The organism is Streptomyces sp. NPDC034043, assembly GCF_055575675.1.
Genome location: NZ_JBVISF010000001.1, coordinates 903,485 through 921,215 on the forward strand (window position 1 = coordinate 903,485; position 17,731 = coordinate 921,215).

The 17,731-nt window shown below is 72.7% G+C and carries 16 protein-coding genes; 8 read left to right on the forward strand and 8 right to left on the reverse strand.

Features of this window, described 5'->3' with window-relative positions:
- Position 1: 1 nt before the first annotated feature.
- From ACZ51S_RS04585 to ACZ51S_RS04595, 3 genes are all read right to left on the reverse strand, one after another.
- Entirely contained in the window at positions 2–721 is a 720-nt protein-coding gene (locus tag ACZ51S_RS04585) for a GvpL/GvpF family gas vesicle protein (RefSeq protein WP_468475743.1), read from the reverse strand.
- On the reverse strand, positions 718–1,152 hold the full coding sequence (locus ACZ51S_RS04590) for a gas vesicle structural protein GvpA (protein WP_468884871.1): 435 nt from the start codon (positions 1,150–1,152) through the stop codon (positions 718–720). Before ACZ51S_RS04590 ends, ACZ51S_RS04585 begins: the two co-directional genes overlap by 4 nt.
- A gap of 73 nt (positions 1,153–1,225) precedes the next feature.
- Complete coding sequence (locus ACZ51S_RS04595; protein WP_468475745.1) at positions 1,226–1,537, reverse strand: gas vesicle protein GvpO; 312 nt, start codon at positions 1,535–1,537, stop codon at positions 1,226–1,228.
- Between the two features lie 189 nt (positions 1,538–1,726).
- Between ACZ51S_RS04595 and ACZ51S_RS04600 the strand changes: the two genes are divergently transcribed.
- From ACZ51S_RS04600 to ACZ51S_RS04620, 5 genes are all read left to right on the forward strand, one after another.
- Positions 1,727–1,849, forward strand: a complete 123-nt coding sequence (locus tag ACZ51S_RS04600) for a hypothetical protein (RefSeq protein ID WP_388938051.1) — start codon at positions 1,727–1,729, stop codon at positions 1,847–1,849.
- A gap of 430 nt (positions 1,850–2,279) precedes the next feature.
- On the forward strand, positions 2,280–3,257 hold the full coding sequence (locus ACZ51S_RS04605; protein WP_468959622.1) for a helix-turn-helix transcriptional regulator: 978 nt from the start codon (positions 2,280–2,282) through the stop codon (positions 3,255–3,257).
- A 562-nt stretch (positions 3,258–3,819) separates the two neighbouring features.
- Positions 3,820–4,188 (forward strand): PRC-barrel domain-containing protein, encoded by a 369-nt coding sequence (locus ACZ51S_RS04610; RefSeq protein WP_388938054.1) that lies wholly within the window; start codon positions 3,820–3,822, stop codon positions 4,186–4,188.
- 26 nt (positions 4,189–4,214) lie between these two features.
- Positions 4,215–4,409, forward strand: a complete 195-nt coding sequence (locus tag ACZ51S_RS04615) for a hypothetical protein (protein ID WP_468959625.1) — start codon at positions 4,215–4,217, stop codon at positions 4,407–4,409.
- 358 nt (positions 4,410–4,767) lie between these two features.
- Positions 4,768–6,498, forward strand: a complete 1,731-nt coding sequence (locus ACZ51S_RS04620) for a SpoIIE family protein phosphatase (protein ID WP_468959627.1) — start codon at positions 4,768–4,770, stop codon at positions 6,496–6,498.
- A 54-nt stretch (positions 6,499–6,552) separates the two neighbouring features.
- Here the strand turns inward: ACZ51S_RS04620 and ACZ51S_RS04625 are convergent, their stop codons facing one another.
- From ACZ51S_RS04625 to ACZ51S_RS04640, 4 genes are all read right to left on the reverse strand, one after another.
- Positions 6,553–7,011 carry an ATP-binding protein gene (locus ACZ51S_RS04625; protein ID WP_468475749.1) on the reverse strand — a complete coding sequence of 153 codons (459 nt, stop codon included), beginning with the start codon at positions 7,009–7,011 and terminating at the stop codon, positions 6,553–6,555.
- A 188-nt stretch (positions 7,012–7,199) separates the two neighbouring features.
- Positions 7,200–8,150 carry an anti-sigma factor RsbA family regulatory protein gene (locus ACZ51S_RS04630; RefSeq protein WP_468959629.1) on the reverse strand — a complete coding sequence of 317 codons (951 nt, stop codon included), beginning with the start codon at positions 8,148–8,150 and terminating at the stop codon, positions 7,200–7,202.
- A complete protein-coding gene (locus ACZ51S_RS04635) occupies positions 8,147–8,458 on the reverse strand; it encodes an STAS domain-containing protein (protein ID WP_388938064.1) in 312 nt (103 codons plus the stop codon). Before ACZ51S_RS04635 ends, ACZ51S_RS04630 begins: the two co-directional genes overlap by 4 nt.
- A gap of 5 nt (positions 8,459–8,463) precedes the next feature.
- Entirely contained in the window at positions 8,464–9,384 is a 921-nt protein-coding gene (locus tag ACZ51S_RS04640) for a SigB/SigF/SigG family RNA polymerase sigma factor (protein ID WP_468959631.1), read from the reverse strand.
- Between the two features lie 188 nt (positions 9,385–9,572).
- On the opposite strand from ACZ51S_RS04640, the gene ACZ51S_RS04645 reads away from it, so the two are divergent.
- From ACZ51S_RS04645 to ACZ51S_RS04655, 3 genes are all read left to right on the forward strand, one after another.
- The gene (locus ACZ51S_RS04645; protein WP_388938067.1) at positions 9,573–9,917 is read left to right on the forward strand and encodes an STAS domain-containing protein; all 345 of its coding nucleotides are present in this window, start codon (positions 9,573–9,575) and stop codon (positions 9,915–9,917) included.
- A gap of 65 nt (positions 9,918–9,982) precedes the next feature.
- Positions 9,983–13,774 carry a HAMP domain-containing protein gene (locus tag ACZ51S_RS04650; protein WP_468475752.1) on the forward strand — a complete coding sequence of 1,264 codons (3,792 nt, stop codon included), beginning with the start codon at positions 9,983–9,985 and terminating at the stop codon, positions 13,772–13,774.
- A complete protein-coding gene (locus tag ACZ51S_RS04655; protein WP_468959633.1) occupies positions 13,771–16,188 on the forward strand; it encodes a SpoIIE family protein phosphatase in 2,418 nt (805 codons plus the stop codon). Before ACZ51S_RS04650 ends, ACZ51S_RS04655 begins: the two co-directional genes overlap by 4 nt.
- Before the next feature lie 28 nt (positions 16,189–16,216).
- Here ACZ51S_RS04655 and ACZ51S_RS04660 read toward each other — a convergent pair whose 3' ends face one another.
- Entirely contained in the window at positions 16,217–17,692 is a 1,476-nt protein-coding gene (locus ACZ51S_RS04660) for an MFS transporter (protein WP_468475754.1), read from the reverse strand.
- Positions 17,693–17,731: the final 39 nt, after the last annotated feature.

Consider the following 17,731-nt stretch of genomic DNA (forward strand, 5'->3'; position numbering starts at 1 on the left):
GTCAGTCCGCGTCCGCGAAGCTGTAGGACGGCAGCGGCCCCGTCACCTGCACGCGCAGCCGCTCGTGCTCCTCGTGCAGGTGGCGCACCGCCGCCAGGAACTGCTCCCGCCGCTCGCGGGCCACGAGGAATGACAGGTTCGCCAGCCACCCCGTCCCCTCCGGGCCGTGCCGCAGGGCGGCCGCGTACGGGCGAAGCGTCCGCTCGACCAGGGCGGCGTCCTCCCGCTCCTGCGCGGACACTGCCCGGGCGACGCGCTCCCCGAAGGCCAGCTTCTGTTCGTGCGTGCCCCCGCCCGCCTCCCGGTTGGCCTGGTGCAGGGCACGCAGCTCCGGATCCGCGCCGATCACGGCGAAGAGCACGGCCTCCTCCTCGTGCGAGGCCTTCACGTTGAACTCGTCCTTGCCCTCCAGCTCCGCCAGCCGCTCCAGGTAGCGTTCCTGACGCCGCTCGAGCACGGAGGTGACGGTGTCGTCGTCGGGGGAGACCCCGCCGAAGCGCAGGGGCAGTACCGGCCCGGTGCCGCCCGCCTGGATCACCACCCGCTGGTGGGCGAGCAGATCGCGCCGCTTGGCCCTCAGCTCGGCCGGCGCGTCACTGACCAGGGCGACCAGCTTCCCGCCGCGCACCGTGCGCACGGGCAGTGGCGGCTCTCCCACGCCCTCCAGGGTGTCGGGCAGGTCCTGACCGGCCCGCGCGATGCCGTAGACGTACGTACTCATTCCTTCTCCTCCCGGCGGGTGGTGGTGCGCCGGCTGCGGGGCCGGCTTTCGGTCTTCTCCTCCGAGGCGTCCTCGCGGGCCTGGTGGAACGCGTCCGAGATCGTCTGCGCGGCCCCGCTCAGCGCCCCTTTCGTCTTCCCGCGGGCGCCGGACTCCGTGATCTCGCCGACGAGGTCGGGCAGGCCCGGGCTCTTGCGCGGCCCGGCCTCCAGGTCGAGACGGTTGCACGCCTCCGCGAAGCGCAGATAGGTGTCCACGCTCGCCACCACCACACGGACGTCGATCTTGAGGATCTCGATGCCGACCAGGGAGACGCGTACGAACGCGTCGATCACCAGGCCGCGGTCCAGAACCAGTTCGAGTACGTCGTACAGGCCGCTGGAGCCGCCGCCCGAGGCGGCGGGAGCGGGCTGGGCAGGAACGACAGTCATAACTTCCGTTTCCCTTTCGTCACTTGGGGACGGGGACGGGACAGCGGGGGACGGCGGCGCGGAGCGCGCCGGCTCAGCGGCGGTCCGCGCGGCCCCTCTCGTACCGGCTGGTACGCCGGTACCCGACGAGCTCGCCGTCGGCGTCGAGCTCGACCTCGTACGAGGCCAGCAGGCTCATCGTGTCCGGAACGCGGGCCAGTTCGAGGACCTCGACCGCGAGGTGCCACACGCCGTCCTCGCCGCGTTCACAGCGGCTGACCCCCTCGGCGGGCTGCGACAACAGCTCCGACAGCTGCTCGATCGCGACCCTGATCACCGAAGCGGCCCTCAGGGGTCGTGCCCCCCGGCCCGCCTTCTTCTCTTCTCCGTCGGATGCGTTGGCCATGAATTCCTCCTGGCGCGTATGTCCGTCCGAGCCGCCGCCAAACGGCCCGGCACCGCCCGCTCCCGGCACAGGGGCGTCAGAAGCCCGCCTGCACCGATCCGTTGGAGCCAAACCCGCGGTACGCGACGCGGTACGCAACACCGCGCCCCGCGGGGTGTCACCTCTCCGTTCGCGGGCACCCGCGTCCGTATGACATCGAACACAACGGCGGCCTCGCTCTGGGCCGCGGAAACCGGACCCGCCTTGCTGCACCTGCTGGTGATGGCCTTCGCCGTGCTCGTCCTCTGGGTCAGCCTCGCCCGGCACAGGTGAGCCCGTCCGGCGGCGGGGAGCGTGAACGGCCCCAGCCGCACGAGACCTCGTCAAAGGATCTTTACCGTGTTGTTCTTGGCACTGCTCGTACCGCCGCTGATGATGTGCGCCGTCCTCGGGCTCGCCCGCTACGAGGAGCACATGCTGGGGCCGTCGACGACCGGCAGGCACAGACGACGTAACGACCCCGCTCCGGGCGCACCCGCCCCCGGCGCCGGACCGCTCCCCGCACCCGCCCCCGTGCTCCCCGGCCGGCGGGGCGCCGCACACGGCCGGCCGGGACGGCGCGCACGGCGTGAGGATCCGTGCCGGACGGCCGCGCTCCGGACCGCCCGCACCCCGCGAACGCGCCCCGCACATACCCTTCCCGACGTACGCTGAGGCCGCGCCGCTCATCCCTGCCGCGCTCCCGCGGAAGAGGAAGCCCAGCATGCACCAGCCGCCGAACTCCGGCCCGCCGGACGGGCGGGGCTTCCGGACCACCGACGTGGACGTCGCCCGGAACTGGCTGAAGGCGGCCTACGGGACGAGCCTGCGCATGAAGACCCCGGCCCGTGACAGCGCGTTCCGGTATTCCCGCACCCACGCCGGCCCCGTGTCGCTGAGCACCCTGTCCCTGGCCGCCGAGTACGCCTACGCCACCGGCCCCCTCGGCGCGGTGGCCGTCACGCACGTGGTCGGCGGCCGCATGGTCGGCGAGTGCGCGGGCGAGGTCACCCCGGCCGGGCCCGGCGACGTCATGGTGATCGCCCAGCCCCACCTCCCGTACGCCGGACGGGTGTTCTCGGCCGAACTGCGTGCCGTGACGGTGCCGCTCGCGCTGCTGGAGGGGCTCGCGGGCCGTCCGGCGGGCACGACGGCCCGTCCGTTGTGCTTCACCCGCTTCACCCCCGTCTCGGACGCCATGGCCGGCCAGTGGAAGCGGACCGTCGACTACGTCGAGGCGAGCGTCCTGGCGCTGCCCGCGGGCGGCCAGCCGCTGCTGATGGACGCCGCCGCCAGGATGCTGGCCGCGACCGTCCTGGCCGCCTTCCCCACCGACGCCCGGCCCGACCCCGTCCTGGCGGACACCCGCGACGCGACGCCGGAGACCGTCCGCCGGGCCGTCGCCTTCATCGAGTCACAGCCGGCTTCCGAGATCGGCCCGGCCGAGATGGCCTCTGCCGCCGGTGTCACCGTCCGCGCCCTCCAGTACGCCTTCCGGCGCCACCTCGGCACGACCCCGATGGCCCACCTGCGCCGGGTACGCCTCGCCTTGGCGCACGCCGACCTGGTCGCGGCCAACCCCTCGCGGGACACGGTCACGGCCATCGCCCACCGGTGGGGCTTCCACCACCAGGGGCGCTTCTCCGCCGCCTACCGCGCGGCCTACGGAGTCCCTCCCCGGCACACCCTCGCCGGTTCCTGAGCGACCCCGGGCCCCGCCCCCTCCCTCCGCCGGCGCCGTCCCGGGCCCGGGGACGAGGAGGTGCTCACCCCGCTCCGCGACCTCCAGCCCTGCCTCCCGCAGGATCACGCCGAGGGCCGTCCGGAGCGCCTGGTGCAGGCCTGCCAGGGAGGTGAACCGGGACAGGTCCTCTTCGTGGCCGTGCACCTGGACGGTCGGCCGCAGCACCTCACGGGCGGCCCACCCCACCAGGACCCCTTCGGGGGCCGTCCACACGCGCAGGCCGTCCCCCTCCCGGACGGACGTGTCGAAGCCGGCCCGGGCCAGGACGAGCCGGACCCGCTCACGGTGCTCGCCGTGCCCCTCCTCGGGCGGCTCGGCGGTCGGTACGGCCGGTGTGGATGGCATGCACCTACTTCAGCGACCCGGGGCCCGCGGCGAAAGCCGCTGCGCGAAAGATCTGGTGGCGGACAGCCGGAAAACGAAGCGGCCGTCCGACGGCACCGTGTGAGACCGGACATGCGGGGCAAGCGGGTGTCACGCAAGGCAACCATGCCCAGCCGATCGGAAAGGACCACTCTTCATGACCGAGAACGTGTGGGGCTACCACGAGACGTCCGGCCGCCTTCAGGGCGTCGACCTGAGCGGATTCAAGGTCGAGGCGGTCGACGGCGCCATCGGCAAGGTGGACAAGCATTCGGACGAGGCCGGCTCCGCGTACATCGTGGTCGACACCGGTCCGTGGATCTTCGGCAAGGAAGTCCTCCTGCCGGCCGGCACCGTCTCGCGGATCGACGTGGACGAGGAGAGGATCTACGTGGACCGGACGAAGGAGCAGATCAAGAACGCTCCGGAGTTCCACCGGGAGAAGCACCTCGGGGACAGCGGCTACCACGACGAACTGGCGGCCTACTACCGGTCCGGCGGCGCCTTCGGGGGCCGTCCCCTCTGAACCGGCACGAGGATGGAGCACCCGAGATGAGCGAGCGCAAGAAGCAGCACCGCACGACGACCCCGCCCTCGGAGGCCCCGGGGGAGAGCGGGGACCAGGAGGCCCGCAAGGAAGCCGAGGAAGCCGTCGTACCGGGCGGCAAGGACGGCGAGGCGGGAGACGCCCTCAGCCCCAACACCGACGCCCAGCGCCGTACGGCCGCCCGCGACCGCCGACGCTGACGGGTACGACCGCGCTCCCCGGTGCCGCGGCGGCACCGGGGAGCGCGGTCGTCCGCCCCGGCCCCCGGAGAACGGGGCCGCCGGGGTCCCGGTACGCACGCGGACGGTGGCCGCACACCGTTCCGGGGGGAAAGGAGGACGGAGTGCGGCCACCGCTCTCGGGCGTCGCCACACCGCTCAAAGGGGCTACGCACCGACATCCCGCGTGTGTCCCGTCCCCGCGATCCCAAACCCCCCGCTCGCCGCCGATTCCGACGTGCGCGTACGGGCGGCTGCCAGCACCATGGCCTGTGCACACCGCCGGACGACGGGGCACCGCCGCGCCGTGCGGACACCCCACCGGAAAGGCAGGCCCGTCATGAGTCCCGCCGTTCCAGAGGACCCCGAGGGACTCAAACTGCTGATCGCCCGCGAGGTCGCCGCGCTGCGGGCCGCCGCGGGCCGCAGCGCCGGGGTCCGGCGCGAGGACCCGGCCGCCGCCCCGCAGCCTTCGCCGGGCGAGGAGCCCGCCGCCCGGGCCTGCCCCTGCGGGGGCAGCGAGGACCGGGACCACAGCTGCGGCGACGCCGGCCAGGAGCACGACCCCTGGGCCTGCGTGTGCGCCACCCTGCCCGCCATCCCGGTCTCGGCCGCGCTGCTCGCCCCCGTCGAGGACGCCGACGGCCGCACCGCCGACTTCGTCGTCCGGGCCGGGAACCACGTCCGGTCCGCGGAGTGGCTCGACCCGCCCGACCGGCAGGTCGGCAGCAGGCTGCTCGCGGCCCGGCCCGGCGCCGAGGCCGGCGGTCTGCTCGCCGCGCTGACGGACGTCCTGCGCACCGGCCGGGCCCTCAAGGCCCACCCGGTGGACTACACCGAATGGCGGGGCGGCCGGCTGCACCGCACCACACTGCTCTACGACGCGGCGTCCTGCGGCGGCCAGGTACTGGCGACCTGGCGGCCGGCGCACGCGCACACCGAGCTGATGTCCCTCGAAGCGCAGTACATCGCCTCCATGGGGTGGGCCCACTACGACCTGCTGGCCGGGACCACCACCTGGTCCGACGGCCTGTGCGCGATCTTCCGTACGGGACCGGAGGACCGGATGACCCTCACGGACCTGTGCGACGCGGTGCTCGTCGAGGACGTGCCCCGGTTCGGCCGGCTGCTCAGGGAACTCTTCGACGGCGAGGAGCCCCCCGGCACCGACATCCGCTTCAGCGTCCACGGCGACGCCCGCACCCTGCACGTGGTCGGCCGGCCGGTGATCGACACCCACGGACTGCCCTGGGCGATCCACCTCATCGTCCGGGACCTGACCCCGCAGGTCCGCAGCAGGCAGCGGCTCGCCGCCAGCCGGCAGCAGACCGAGAGGCTCCGCGAGGAGGCGGCGGCCGAGCGGAGGGTCGCCGCGGCGCTGCGCGAGGCGCTCCTGCCCACCCACTCGTCGCGGATCGCCGAGCTCGGGTACACCGTCGCGGCGGCCTACCTGCCGGCCGAGCCGCACGCCGCCGTCGGCGGAGACTGGTACAAGTGCCGGGTCCTGCCAGACGGCCGGATCCTGCTCGCGGTGGGGGACGCCTGCGGCCACGGCCTCGGGGCGGTCGCCCGGATGGCCCAGCAGCGGCATGCGCTGGCCGGTCTCGCCCACGCCCCCGGAACCGACGCCGGGGACCTCACCACCTGGCTGAACGAACTGATCTGCGCCGACCCCTCCGGCGAGACCGCCACCGCCGTGATCGGGCACATCGACACCGCCCGGCGCCTCACCTGGGCCTGCGCCGGCCATCCGCCGCCCCTCCTGCTCCGGGGAAGCGGCGCGGCGGCCCTGGACTCCTCGCACCGGGGCCCCCTGCTGGGCCTGCTGCCCGGGGACGGCTACGCCACGGCCACGGTCGACCTGCTGCCGGGAGACGTGCTGCTCCTCTACACCGACGGCCTCGTCGAGCGCAGGGACGAGGATCTGGGGGAGAGCATCGCCACGCTGGGCCGGCGCCTCGCGACCTGCTCGGGCCTCGGCGCCCAGCGCGTCCTCGACACCCTGATGGACCTGTACGGGCGGGAGGACTTCGCGGACGACACCTGCCTGGTCGTCATCGAGGTGCGCTGAAGCCGATGGGCCCGCTCCACACGGAGGGGCCCGCTCAACGGCCGACGGGCCCGCTCAACGCCGCACGGCGCTGCCGGAGAGCAGCCGGGAGGCCTCGATCTCCGCCCACACCACCTTGCCGTGCGCATGGGCCTCGGCACCCCAGCGGTCGCAGAGACGGCCGATGATGTGGAGCCCGTGCCCGCCCGGGACACCGCGCCGGGGGGACTCCTGGGGCCGCGGCATGGCCGTGGAGCCGTCGAACACCTCGATGCGCAGGGCGTCACCCCGGGTGAGGACGAGCTCCACGCAGCCGCCGGCGTGCAGACCGGCGTTGGTCACCAGCTCGGAGACGACGAGGAGGGTGTCCTCCGACGTGTCGGTCCCGTCCCACTCCCAGTCACGCAGCGCCAGCCGTGTGAAGTCGCGCGCCTTCGCGACCTGACCGGGAACCCCGGCCAGCGCCAGGCCGCGGCGCTGGCCCGCCGCCACGGGCCGGGGCGGATGGCCGGTCTCCGATCCGCTGCTCTTCACTGTGATCTCACCCCCGCCGTGGGACACGGCTGTCTTCTCGTGGCGACCGCTCGGGCCGCTCCCGGCTGTTTCCGTCGGTTCCATCGGTTTCCGGACGGTACGTATGCCCCCTGGCCGGCCGGCGACACCCGGCGGGTTCCGTCCCCCGGCGACTTCGAGTGCCGGGACAGTTTACGGGGGCCGGGCTCTCAGAAGTCGGCCACGCGCATTCTCAGGGTGAGACCGGAGCAGGTGGCACGGACCTCGACGAGGTCGCACAGCTGGTGGATCATCCACAGACCGCGCCCGCCGTTGACCGAGGCGAGTGCGGGGCGGCGGCGGCCCGCCAGGGGATCGGCCAGGTGGCCGCCGTCGCGTACCTCCGCCACCACGTCCAGCTCCGCGGTGGTCCACAGGCGCAGGGTGCCGTGGCCGCCGCCGTGGGAGAGGGAGTTGGCCGCGGCCTCGCTGACGGCGAGCACGAGGTCACCCCGGCGGGCCGGAGCGAGGTGGGTCCCGAGGGCCCACGCCTCGGTGAACTCGCGTACCCGGGCGAGCTCTCCACGCGCGTAGTCGAGGCTCACCGCTCCCGGAGCCGGTTCGGGGAGCGGGACGTCACAGTCGCCGCTGACGACCGTGGCGTCGGTGTAGGCCGGGCTCACCAGCTCGCGGCCCTTCTCCACGACCGTGGGATGCGTACGCCGGGCGTCGGCCACCACCGTCGCGGCCAGACCGGCCACGTCGTACGGGCACAGCACGGACGCGTCACGGCCGGCGAAGGCGGTGTTGATGAGCGCCTCGTGGCGCGTGGCCTCCAGCACCTCGGCCTCCGTCCGGCCGGGCCAGATCGGTTCGCCGACGATACGGGCCGGCCGGCCCGCGTGCCGTTCGGCGAAGTCCCGCAACGCGGCGAGGATACGGCCGGGGTTGCGGCCCAGCCGCGTCATGTCCACGTACTCGACGCCCGACGCGGCGCCGCCGAGGCTCTCCCGCAGCGGACCGAGCCGGGGACCGGGTACGGCGACCAGGACCGGCTCGTCCGCTTCGAGGGCGGTACGTACGAAACCGCCCACCCCGGCCAGGTACTCGTCGGGCCCCTGGTAGAAGAGCGCGGGATGGTGGAAGGCCCCGGGGGCGTCGGCCGCAGGAACGGTGATCATGCTGCGACCTCCAGCGCGGCGCATTCGTCCGGGAACATCTCCACCACCTTGCGGAGCGAGTACGGGGGGTCGTGGAGCAGCAGGCAGCGGCCTTGCCCGCGGAAGGCGGCCGACGCCCGCACCAGGGCGGCCACGGCGGCGGCGTCGAGGAAGCTGACCGCCGCCAGGTCGAGATGGACGACCCGTCCCGGCATCAGGCTCACGGAGGCCAGCGCCGCACCCAGCGCACGCCGGGAGTCCAGGTCCCCGCTGCCGCTGAGGCGCGCACCGGCCCGGTCTCCAAGAGGTACGGCTGTCAAGGCCACCATGACTCCTACGGGGTGAGCATCCCGGCGCGCAGCCGGGCCAGAGTGCGCGACAGCAGCCGCGACACCTGCATCTGGGAGATCCCGAGTTCGGCGCCGATCTCGGCCTGGGTCTTGTCCTGGCCGAACCGCATGCTCAGGATCAGCCGGTCGCGGGGCGCCAGTTCCCGCAGCAGCGGAGCCAGGGTGTGGAAGTCCTCGAAGAGCTCCATGGCGGGATCGAGATCGCCGAGCTTCTCCGCCAGCGCGCGGGCGGGGCGGCCGCTGCCCTGGTCCTCGTCCGTCTCACCGGCGTCCAGGGAGCCGCTGGTGTAGCCGTTGGCGGCGACCAGGCCGTCTATCACCTCTTCCTCGGACAGCCCGAGGTGGTGGGCGACCTCCTTGACCGTAGGCGCCCGGCCCAGGGTGTCGGTGAGCGCCTCCTGCGCCTTGGCCAGCTCGGAGCGCAGCTCCTGGAGCCGGCGCGGGACGTGGACGGCCCACGTGGTGTCGCGGAAGTGCCGCTTGATCTCCCCCGTGATGTACGGCAGCGCCAGCGTGGAGAACTCCACCTCGCGCTCGGGGTCGTAGCGGTCGATGGCCTTGATCAGGCCGATCGTGCCGACCTGGACGATGTCGTCCATGTCGAGTCCCCCGCCGGCCGCCCGGGCCCGGAAACGGCGGGCGGCGAACTGCACGAGGGAGAGATTCATCTCAATCAGGGTGTTGCGCGCGTACTGGTACTCCCGCGTCCCCTCCTCCAGGGAACGCAGCCGCGCGAAGAACAGCCTGGACAGCTCCCGGGCGTCCCCGGGCGCGATCTCCCGGGGCTGCTCCACGAGGGGGAGCAGGGCGTCCGACGGAGGCTCGGCTCCCGTGGCGGGGGCGCATGCCGGAGCCCTGTGGTCCGTCGCACGAGCGGGGCGTGTGAATTCGGCCGAACGAAGCATGGTGGCCGTTCCCTCCCTGTTGTCGATGCTGCCGCTGCCCCCCTGCCCCGAGATCCGCGCCTTACACGGTCCATGACGAAGAGACTTCTTCCGCGGGACGTGCCGCGCGGCGGCGGCGTCGTCCCCGGGGGATCGAGGATGCATACTCCCTTGCGGAACCAGTGCATGTGAAATCCGGGGAGGCGGACATGACCGGGGCAGAGGAAGTGCGGGGCGACGGCGTGGTCGAGGCCAGTTACCCGGCGGGACAGGGCTGGGTCGTCGCGGCGCGCGGGGAGCTGGACCAGGACACGCTGGCCTCGCTCGAGGAGGCGCTGACCGCCGCCGCGGACCGGCACCGGGTGGTGGTCCTGGACGCGAGTTCCGTCACATTCGGCGACTCCTCCTTTCTCAACCTGCTCCTGCGGGTGCACCGCAGGACCGGGCTGCGGATCGCCTGTCCGGGCGACCAGCTGCGCCGTCTGTTCGCCCTGACCGGGGCCGATACGGTCCTCTCGCTGCACTCCGACGTAGAGGGCGCCCTTGCCCCGTGAGGCCGGTGGACTCCTGAAGCGGGGTTAGCCTTCAACCGGCAGTGACGGCGAGAGTGAGGTTGGCGATGACTGAGCGGACTGGCGCGGCGGTACCGGGCGGGGCGCCAGTGGTACCGGGTGAGGGCGGCATCACGGAGTCGGAGCTGCGGCTGCTGCTGGCGGGCCTGACGGCCGTGCGCGACGGGGATTTCCGTACGCGGCTGCCCGACGCCGCCGAAGGGCTGCTCGGGGAGATCGCCACCGTCTTCAACGGGATGGTCAACCAGCTCTCGCTGTTCACGTCCGAGGTGACGAGGGTCGCCCGCGAGGTCGGCACCGAGGGGTCGCTGGGCGGCCAGGCCGAGGTCCCCGGAGTCAGCGGAGCCTGGCTGGACCTTACGGATTCGGTCAATTTCATGGCCGGAAACCTCACTGACCAGGTCCGCAACATCGCCCACGTCGCGACGGCCGTCGCCAAGGGCGACCTCTCCCAGCGCATCACCGTCACCGCGCGCGGGGAGATCCTGGAGCTGAAGACCACCATCAACACGATGGTCGACCAACTGTCCGCGTTCGCCGACGAGGTGACGCGGGTGGCCCGCGAGGTCGGCACCGAGGGAAACCTCGGCGGCCAGGCAACCGTCCGGGGCGTGTCCGGGACGTGGAAGGACCTCACCGACAACGTCAACGTCATGGCGTCCAACCTGACGGGCCAGGTGCGCTCCATCGCCCAGGTCGCCACCGCCGTCGCTCGCGGCGACCTGTCGCAGAAGATCACGGTGGAGGCGAAGGGCGAGGTCGCCGCGCTGGCCGGCGTCATCAACACGATGGTCGACACGCTGTCGGCGTTCGCCGACGAGGTGACGCGCGTGGCCCGCGAGGTCGGCACCGAGGGCCGCCTCGGCGGCCAGGCCCGGGTCCCGAACGTGGCGGGCACCTGGAAGGACCTCACCGACAACGTCAACTCCATGGCCAACAACCTCACCGGCCAGGTCCGCAACATCGCGCTCGTCACGACGGCCGTCGCCAACGGCGACCTGTCGAAGAAGATCGACGTGGACGCCCGCGGCGAGATCCTGGAGCTGAAGACCACCATCAACACCATGGTCGACCAGCTCTCCTCCTTCGCCGCCGAGGTCACGCGCGTGGCGCGCGAGGTCGGCAGCGAGGGCAGACTCGGCGGCCAGGCCGAGGTCGAGGGCGTCTCCGGCACCTGGAAGCGCCTCACCGAGAACGTCAACGAGCTCGCCGGGAACCTCACCCGCCAGGTACGGGCGATCGCCGCCGTCACCAGCGCCGTCGCCGAGGGCGACCTCACGCGTTCCATCACCGTGGACGCTCCGGGCGAGGTCGGGGACCTCAAGGACAACATCAACTCCATGGTGGGCTCACTGCGGGAGACCACCCGCGCCAACCAGGAGCAGGACTGGCTCAAGTCCAACCTGGCGCGCATCTCCGGACTGATGCAGGGCCACCGCGACCTCGGGGCCGTCGCCGAACTGGTCATGGACGAACTGACCCCGCTGGTCGCCGCCCAGTACGGTGCCTTCTACCTGGCCGAGGACACCCCCCAGGGCACGATGCTCTCCCTCGTCGGCTCGTACGGACGTGCCGCGTCCGACGGAGTGGCCGTCCGCTTCGCGCTCGGCGACTCGCTCGTCGGCCAGGCTGCCCGCAGCCGCCGGACCATCGCCACCGACCAGGTCCCCGCCGACTACATCGTCTCCTCCGGGCTCGGGCACACCACGCCGGGCAGCCTGATGATCCTGCCGATCGTCGTCGACGACCAGGTCCTCGGGGTGATCGAACTGGCCTCGTTCTCCGCCTTCACCCCCGTCCACCGCGACTTCCTCAGCCAGTTGATGGAGACCATCGGCGTCAACGTCAACACCATCGTCGCCAACGCCCGCACCGACGAACTCCTCGAGGAATCCCAGCGCCTGACCGCCGAACTCCAGGCCCGCTCCGCCGAACTCCAGGACCAGCAGGAGGAGCTGCAGCGCTCGAACGCGGAACTGGAGGAAAAAGCCGCCCTGCTGGCGAGCCAGAACAGTGACATCGAGGCCAAGAACCTGCAGATCGAGCAGGCCCGGCAGGAGCTCGAGGACCGCGCCCAGCAGCTGTCGCTCGCCTCCAAGTACAAGTCGGAGTTCCTGGCGAACATGAGCCACGAGCTGCGCACCCCGCTCAACAGCCTGCTCATCCTCGCCCAGCTCCTGGCCCAGAACCCCACCCGCAACCTCACCCCGAAGCAGGTCGAGTACGCCGGCATCATCCACTCCGCCGGATCCGACCTCCTCCAGCTGATCAACGACATCCTCGACCTCTCCAAGGTCGAGGCCGGCAAGATGGACATCCACCTCGAGAAGGTCCACCTGCCGCACCTGCTCGACTACGTCGAAGCCACCTTCCGGCCGATGACCACGCAGAAGAGCCTCGACTTCACCGTCACCACCGCCCCCGACACACCCGCCGACCTGCTCACCGACGACGCCAGGCTGCGCCAGATCCTGCGCAACCTGCTGTCCAACGCCGTCAAGTTCACCGAGCGCGGCAGGGTCGAACTGCGCATCGAACGGGCCTCCGACGCGGAGATCCCCACCGGACTGGTCCGGCACGGCGGCATGATGGCCTTCCGCGTGCGCGACACCGGCATCGGCATCCCCGAACAGCAGCTGGAATCCGTGTTCGGCGCCTTCCAGCAGGCCGACGGCACCACGAGCCGCAAGTACGGGGGCACCGGCCTCGGCCTCTCCATCACCCGCGAGATCGCCCAGCTGCTCGGCGGGGCCGTGGCGGCCGAGAGCACCCCCGGCCAGGGCAGCACCTTCACCCTGTACCTCCCCGTCACCCACAGGGACCTCGAAGGAAGCCCGGCGGCCCTCCCGGCCGCCGCCCCGGCGCCCGCGCCCCGCGGCCCGGTCCACGAGCTCCCCGCCCCGCGGCACGGGGGCGACGGCGCGAGCACGCCCGCCCGCCAGCGCCAGGGCCGCCGCCTCCTCGTCATCGAGGAACGCCCGAGCGGCCTGCTCTCCCTCGTCGCGGAGAGCGCCGAGCGCGACCTCGTACCGCGCCACGGCGGGAACGGCGAGCAGCCGGGCATCCAGGTCGTCGGCGCCACCAGCTCGCGCGAAGCCGCCGCGGCACTGGCCTCCGAGCCGTTCCACTGCGTCGTCCTCGAACTCGGCATGCCCGACGGCGAAGCCCTGCGCTTCCTCGACGCGCTGGACGGCGACCCCGCGCTCAGCTCCCTGCCGGTCCTCGCCCACAACAACCCCCGCCTGGACAACGGTCAGGAGAAGGCCCTGCGGAAGCGGGCCGCGTCCCGCCGCCTGGAACTGCTGACCAGCCTGGACGAGCTCCGCGAACGCATCGTCCTGCACCTTTCCACCGAGCGGCCCGGCGAGCTGCCGCCGCTCGTCAACGGCACGGCGGAAGCCGAGACCGCCCACCAGCTGCCCGACGGGGACCTCGCGGGACGCACCGTCCTCGTCGTCGACGACGACGCGCGCAACCTGTTCGCCCTCAGCGGCATCCTCGAACTCCACGGCATGCAGGTCCTCCACGCCGAGAACGGCCGCAAGGGCATCGAGACGCTCACCCGCAACCCCGGCGTCGACCTCATCCTGATGGACGTGATGATGCCCGAGCTGGACGGATACGCCGCGACCGCGGAGATCCGCCGCATGCCCGCCCACGCCGACCTGCCCATCATCGCCGTCACCGCCAAGGCCATGCCCGGCGACCGGGAGAAGAGCCTCGCGGCCGGGGCCAGCGACTACGTGACCAAGCCCGTCGACGCCGACGACCTCATCGGCCGCGTCCGGCACTGGCTGACGGCACCGGGCCGCCAGGACGAGGGAGCGGCAGTACGGTGATCCCTTCCGAGATCTCCCAGTCCCCCGGGGAACGAGCGGCCGCCGCGCCGGCCGGGGACCGGCCGCCGACGTCACTGCCCCGGCAGACCGCCACGCCCCTGGGGCGGCTCGTCGCCACGGTCGAGCGCCTGCGCCGGGAGGTACGCGAGGCACACGCGGCCGCCGACGGCCGGGCGCTGGTCGAACTGGCCAAGGGAATCCTGATGGGGCGCCTGAACTGCACCCCCGCCGCCGCGGCCCATCAGCTCGACGAGCTGTGCCGCGAGGCCGGGCTCTCCCCCCTCGAACTGGCCGCCGACATCGTCAACCAGGCGGCCCGCGACCATGTCACCGAGGTCGCGGCCGAGTTCGTCGAACGGACCGCGACCGCCGGGCCGGCCCCGCGCACCTCCGACGTGGCGGTACGCCTGCGCACCGCCGAGAGCGGCGTCCTCGCCTCCGCCGACACCCAGGCCGTGGCGGAATCCCTGCTGGCCAACGCGCTGACCCCGCTGGGGGCCGTCGCCGTGGCGGTGTGGGCCGCGGCCCCCGACGGCTCGCTGACCCTCGCCGGCCACGCCGGGTTCCCCGCCGAGGAGGCCTCCCGCTGGCGTCACGTGCCCCCGGGAGTCGCGACCGTGCCCCGCCTCGCCCTGCGCGAACGCGCCACGGTCACCCTCGCCGACCCGCGGGGCGACGGCATCCCCTCGATCGGGCGCCCGCACTGGCCCGACGGCGGCCGGATGGCCGTCCCGGCCGGGACCGGCGGACGCGTGCACGGCGTACTCGAAGTCTGCTGGCCCGAACCCCTGCCGCCGCAGCCACCGCAGATCCAGCGCCAGGTCGAGGCACTGGCCGAGCTGTGCGCCCACACCCTGGACTCGGCGGTCGCGCCCGACGCCGAGGCGCCGCACGGCTTCCTCCCCGACGTCTCGGAGCTGATCGCCCTCGCCGAGGGGCTGCACGACCCCACCATCATCCTGACCCCGGTACTCGATCAGGACGGCCGCCTGGCCGACTTCCGCATCCGCCACGTGAACACCCGCTTCGTCGACCCCGTGGGCCGGCCGCGCGGCGACGTCAACGGCGCGCTGCTGCTGGAGGCCTACCCGATGGCCGCGGGCGAGAGCGGCCTCTTCGAGAGCATCGAACGGGTGCACGCCACCGGCGAACCGTTCCGGGCCGAGCGCGTGAGCCTGACGGCGCTCGTCGACCAGATCCCGCTGACCTCGGTCGCGGACATCAGCGTCAGCCGTCACGGCGCCGCGGTCCTGCTGATCTGGCGCATCGAGGACGAGACCGCCCGGCTGGCGAACCTGCTCCAGCACGCCCAGCGCCTGGGCCGCATCGGCGGTTTCGAGGAGGACTTCGGCACTGGGGAGATCAGCTGGAACTCCGAGCTGTACGCCCTCCACGGACTGCCGACCACCGCCTCACCCGTACCGCTGCGGAACCTGCCCGACTACGCCCACCCGGATGACGCCGCGGCCCTCGGCCGGTTCCTGCGCGCCGTCATGCGCTACCGCCGCCCCGCCTCCGTCAACCTGCGCCTGCGACGCTCCGACGGCATCCTCCGCCACATCCGGGTCGTCGCCGAGCCCGTCCTCGACTCGGCCCAGCGCCTGCACGCCGTACGCGGCGCCTACCAGGACATCTCCGCGCAGCACTGGACCGAGGTGGCCCTCGCCGCCACCCGCGACCAGCTGGCCCTCACGGAAGCGGAATCGGCCGAACGCAACCGGCTCGCCCTCCAGCTCCAGCACGCCATCATGCCCCCGCACCACCACATCGAGGCACCGGGGCTGAGGGTCGCCGTACGCTACCGGCCCGCCGAGACCGAATCCCTGGTCGGCGGGGACTGGTACGACACGCTCGTCCTGCCCTCGGGCCTCATCATGCTGTCGGTGGGCGACGTCGCGGGCCACGGCATCGAGGCGGCCACCGGGATGGTCGTACTGCGCAACGCCATGCGCGGCCTCGCCGTGACCGGAGCCGGCCCCGCCCAGCTGATGTCCTGGCTCAACACGGTCACCCACCACCTCACCAAGCAGGTCACCGCCACCGCCGTCTGCGGCCTCTACGATCCGCGGACCCGCGTCATGCGCTGGGCGCGTGCCGGGCACCTGCCTCCCGTACTGGTCAGGAAGGGCGAGGCCAGTGCCCTCCCCCTCATCGACGGGCTGCTGCTGGGCGCGCTGCCCGACGTCACCTACGCCGAGCAGGAGGTCCGGCTCGAACCGCAGGACACCCTGCTGTTGTTCACGGACGGCCTGGTCGAGCGCCGGGACGCCTCCGTGCAGGACTCCCTGGCCCATCTGCTGGGGACGGTCGCCTCGGGGGCCGACGACCTGGACGGCCGCCTCGACGGCCTGCTCGCCGAGAGCTGGTCCGACACCGACGACGACACCTGCGTGATCGGCGTACAGGTCGACTGACGGACGCGGGTGCCGGGGTGCCGGGGGCTCAGGCGGTGTCGGACCGCGCGGAGAGCGGGGCGGCGATCCGCTCCAGCGAGCGCCCCTCGGCCGCCACGGCGAAGAAGGCGGCGACCACGCCCGCGGCGACCATCAACGCCGCCCCGACGCAGAACGCCACGACGGTGTCGGCGCGGACGCCGCTGGAGGTGAGGTCGGCGAAGACCAGCGGTCCGGAGATGCCGCCGGCCGCGGTGCCGATCGCGTAGAAGAACGCGATCGCCATCGCCCGCGTCTCCATCGGGAAGATCTCGCTCACGGTCAGGTACGCCGAACTCGCCCCCGCCGAGGCGAAGAAGAGCACCGCGCACCAGCACGCCGTCATCGTCAGCGCGGTGAGCCGGCCCGCGCCGAACAGCCAGGCCGTGCCGAACAGCAGCAGCCCCGACAGCACGTACGTGCCCGCGATCATCGGGCGGCGGCCCACGGTGTCGAAGAACCGGCCGAGGACGAGCGGCCCGAGGAAGTTGCCGAAGGCGATGACGGCGAAGTAGTAGCCGGTGACGCCGCTGGAGACGTCGAAGAAGCGGATCAGGATGGTGCCGAAGCCGAAGGTGATGGCGTTGTAGAGGAACGCCTGCCCGACGAACAGCGACAGGCCGAGGACGGCGCGCCGCGGGTAGGACCGGAAGACGGTCCGGGCGATCAGCCCGAACCCGATGCTCCGGTGCGGGGTGACGGTGATCGCCTCGTCCGGCTCGGGCAGCGGGACCCCCTTCTCGGCCTCCACCTGCCGTTCGACCTCGCCGACCAGCTCCTCGGCCTCCCGGGCCCTGCCGTGCATGAACATCCAGCGGGGGCTCTCGGGCACGTGGCGCCGGACGAGCAGGATCACCAGCCCCAGGACCACGCCGAGCGCGAAGGTGAGCCGCCAGCCCAGCCAGGCGGGGAACACGTCCGTGTCCAGCGCGACCACGGACAGCAGCGCGCCCGCGACGGCACCGAGCCAGAAGCTGCCGTTGATGATCAGATCGACCCGTCCCCGGTACTTGCTCGGGATCAGCTCGTCGATCGCCGAATTGATGGCGGCGTACTCGCCGCCGATGCCGAATCCGGTGAGGAAGCGGAAGAGGAAGAACCACCAGGGCGAGAAGGAAAGGGCGGTGAGGGCGGTCGCGGCGAGGTAGAGGGCGAGGGTGACCAGGAAGAGCCTCTTGCGGCCGAAGAGATCGGTCAGCCGCCCGAACACCAGCGCTCCCGAACACGCCCCGGCCACGTAGAGCGCGGCGGCGACGCCGGTGACCTGGGCGTCGGTGACGGACAGGCCGCTGCCGTCCTCGGAGAGGCGCCCGGCGATGTTACCGACGATGGTGACCTCGAGGCCGTCGAGGATCCACACGGTGCCCAGCCCGACCACGATCATCCAGTGCCACCGTGACCAGGGCAGGCGGTCCAGCCGCGCCGGCACCCGCGTGGTGACCGTCCCCGTATCCCGACTTCCGACACGACCCCCGAGCTCAGTCATGCACGCGCTGTTGCCCGCCGCCGGGCACCCCAAACCGCC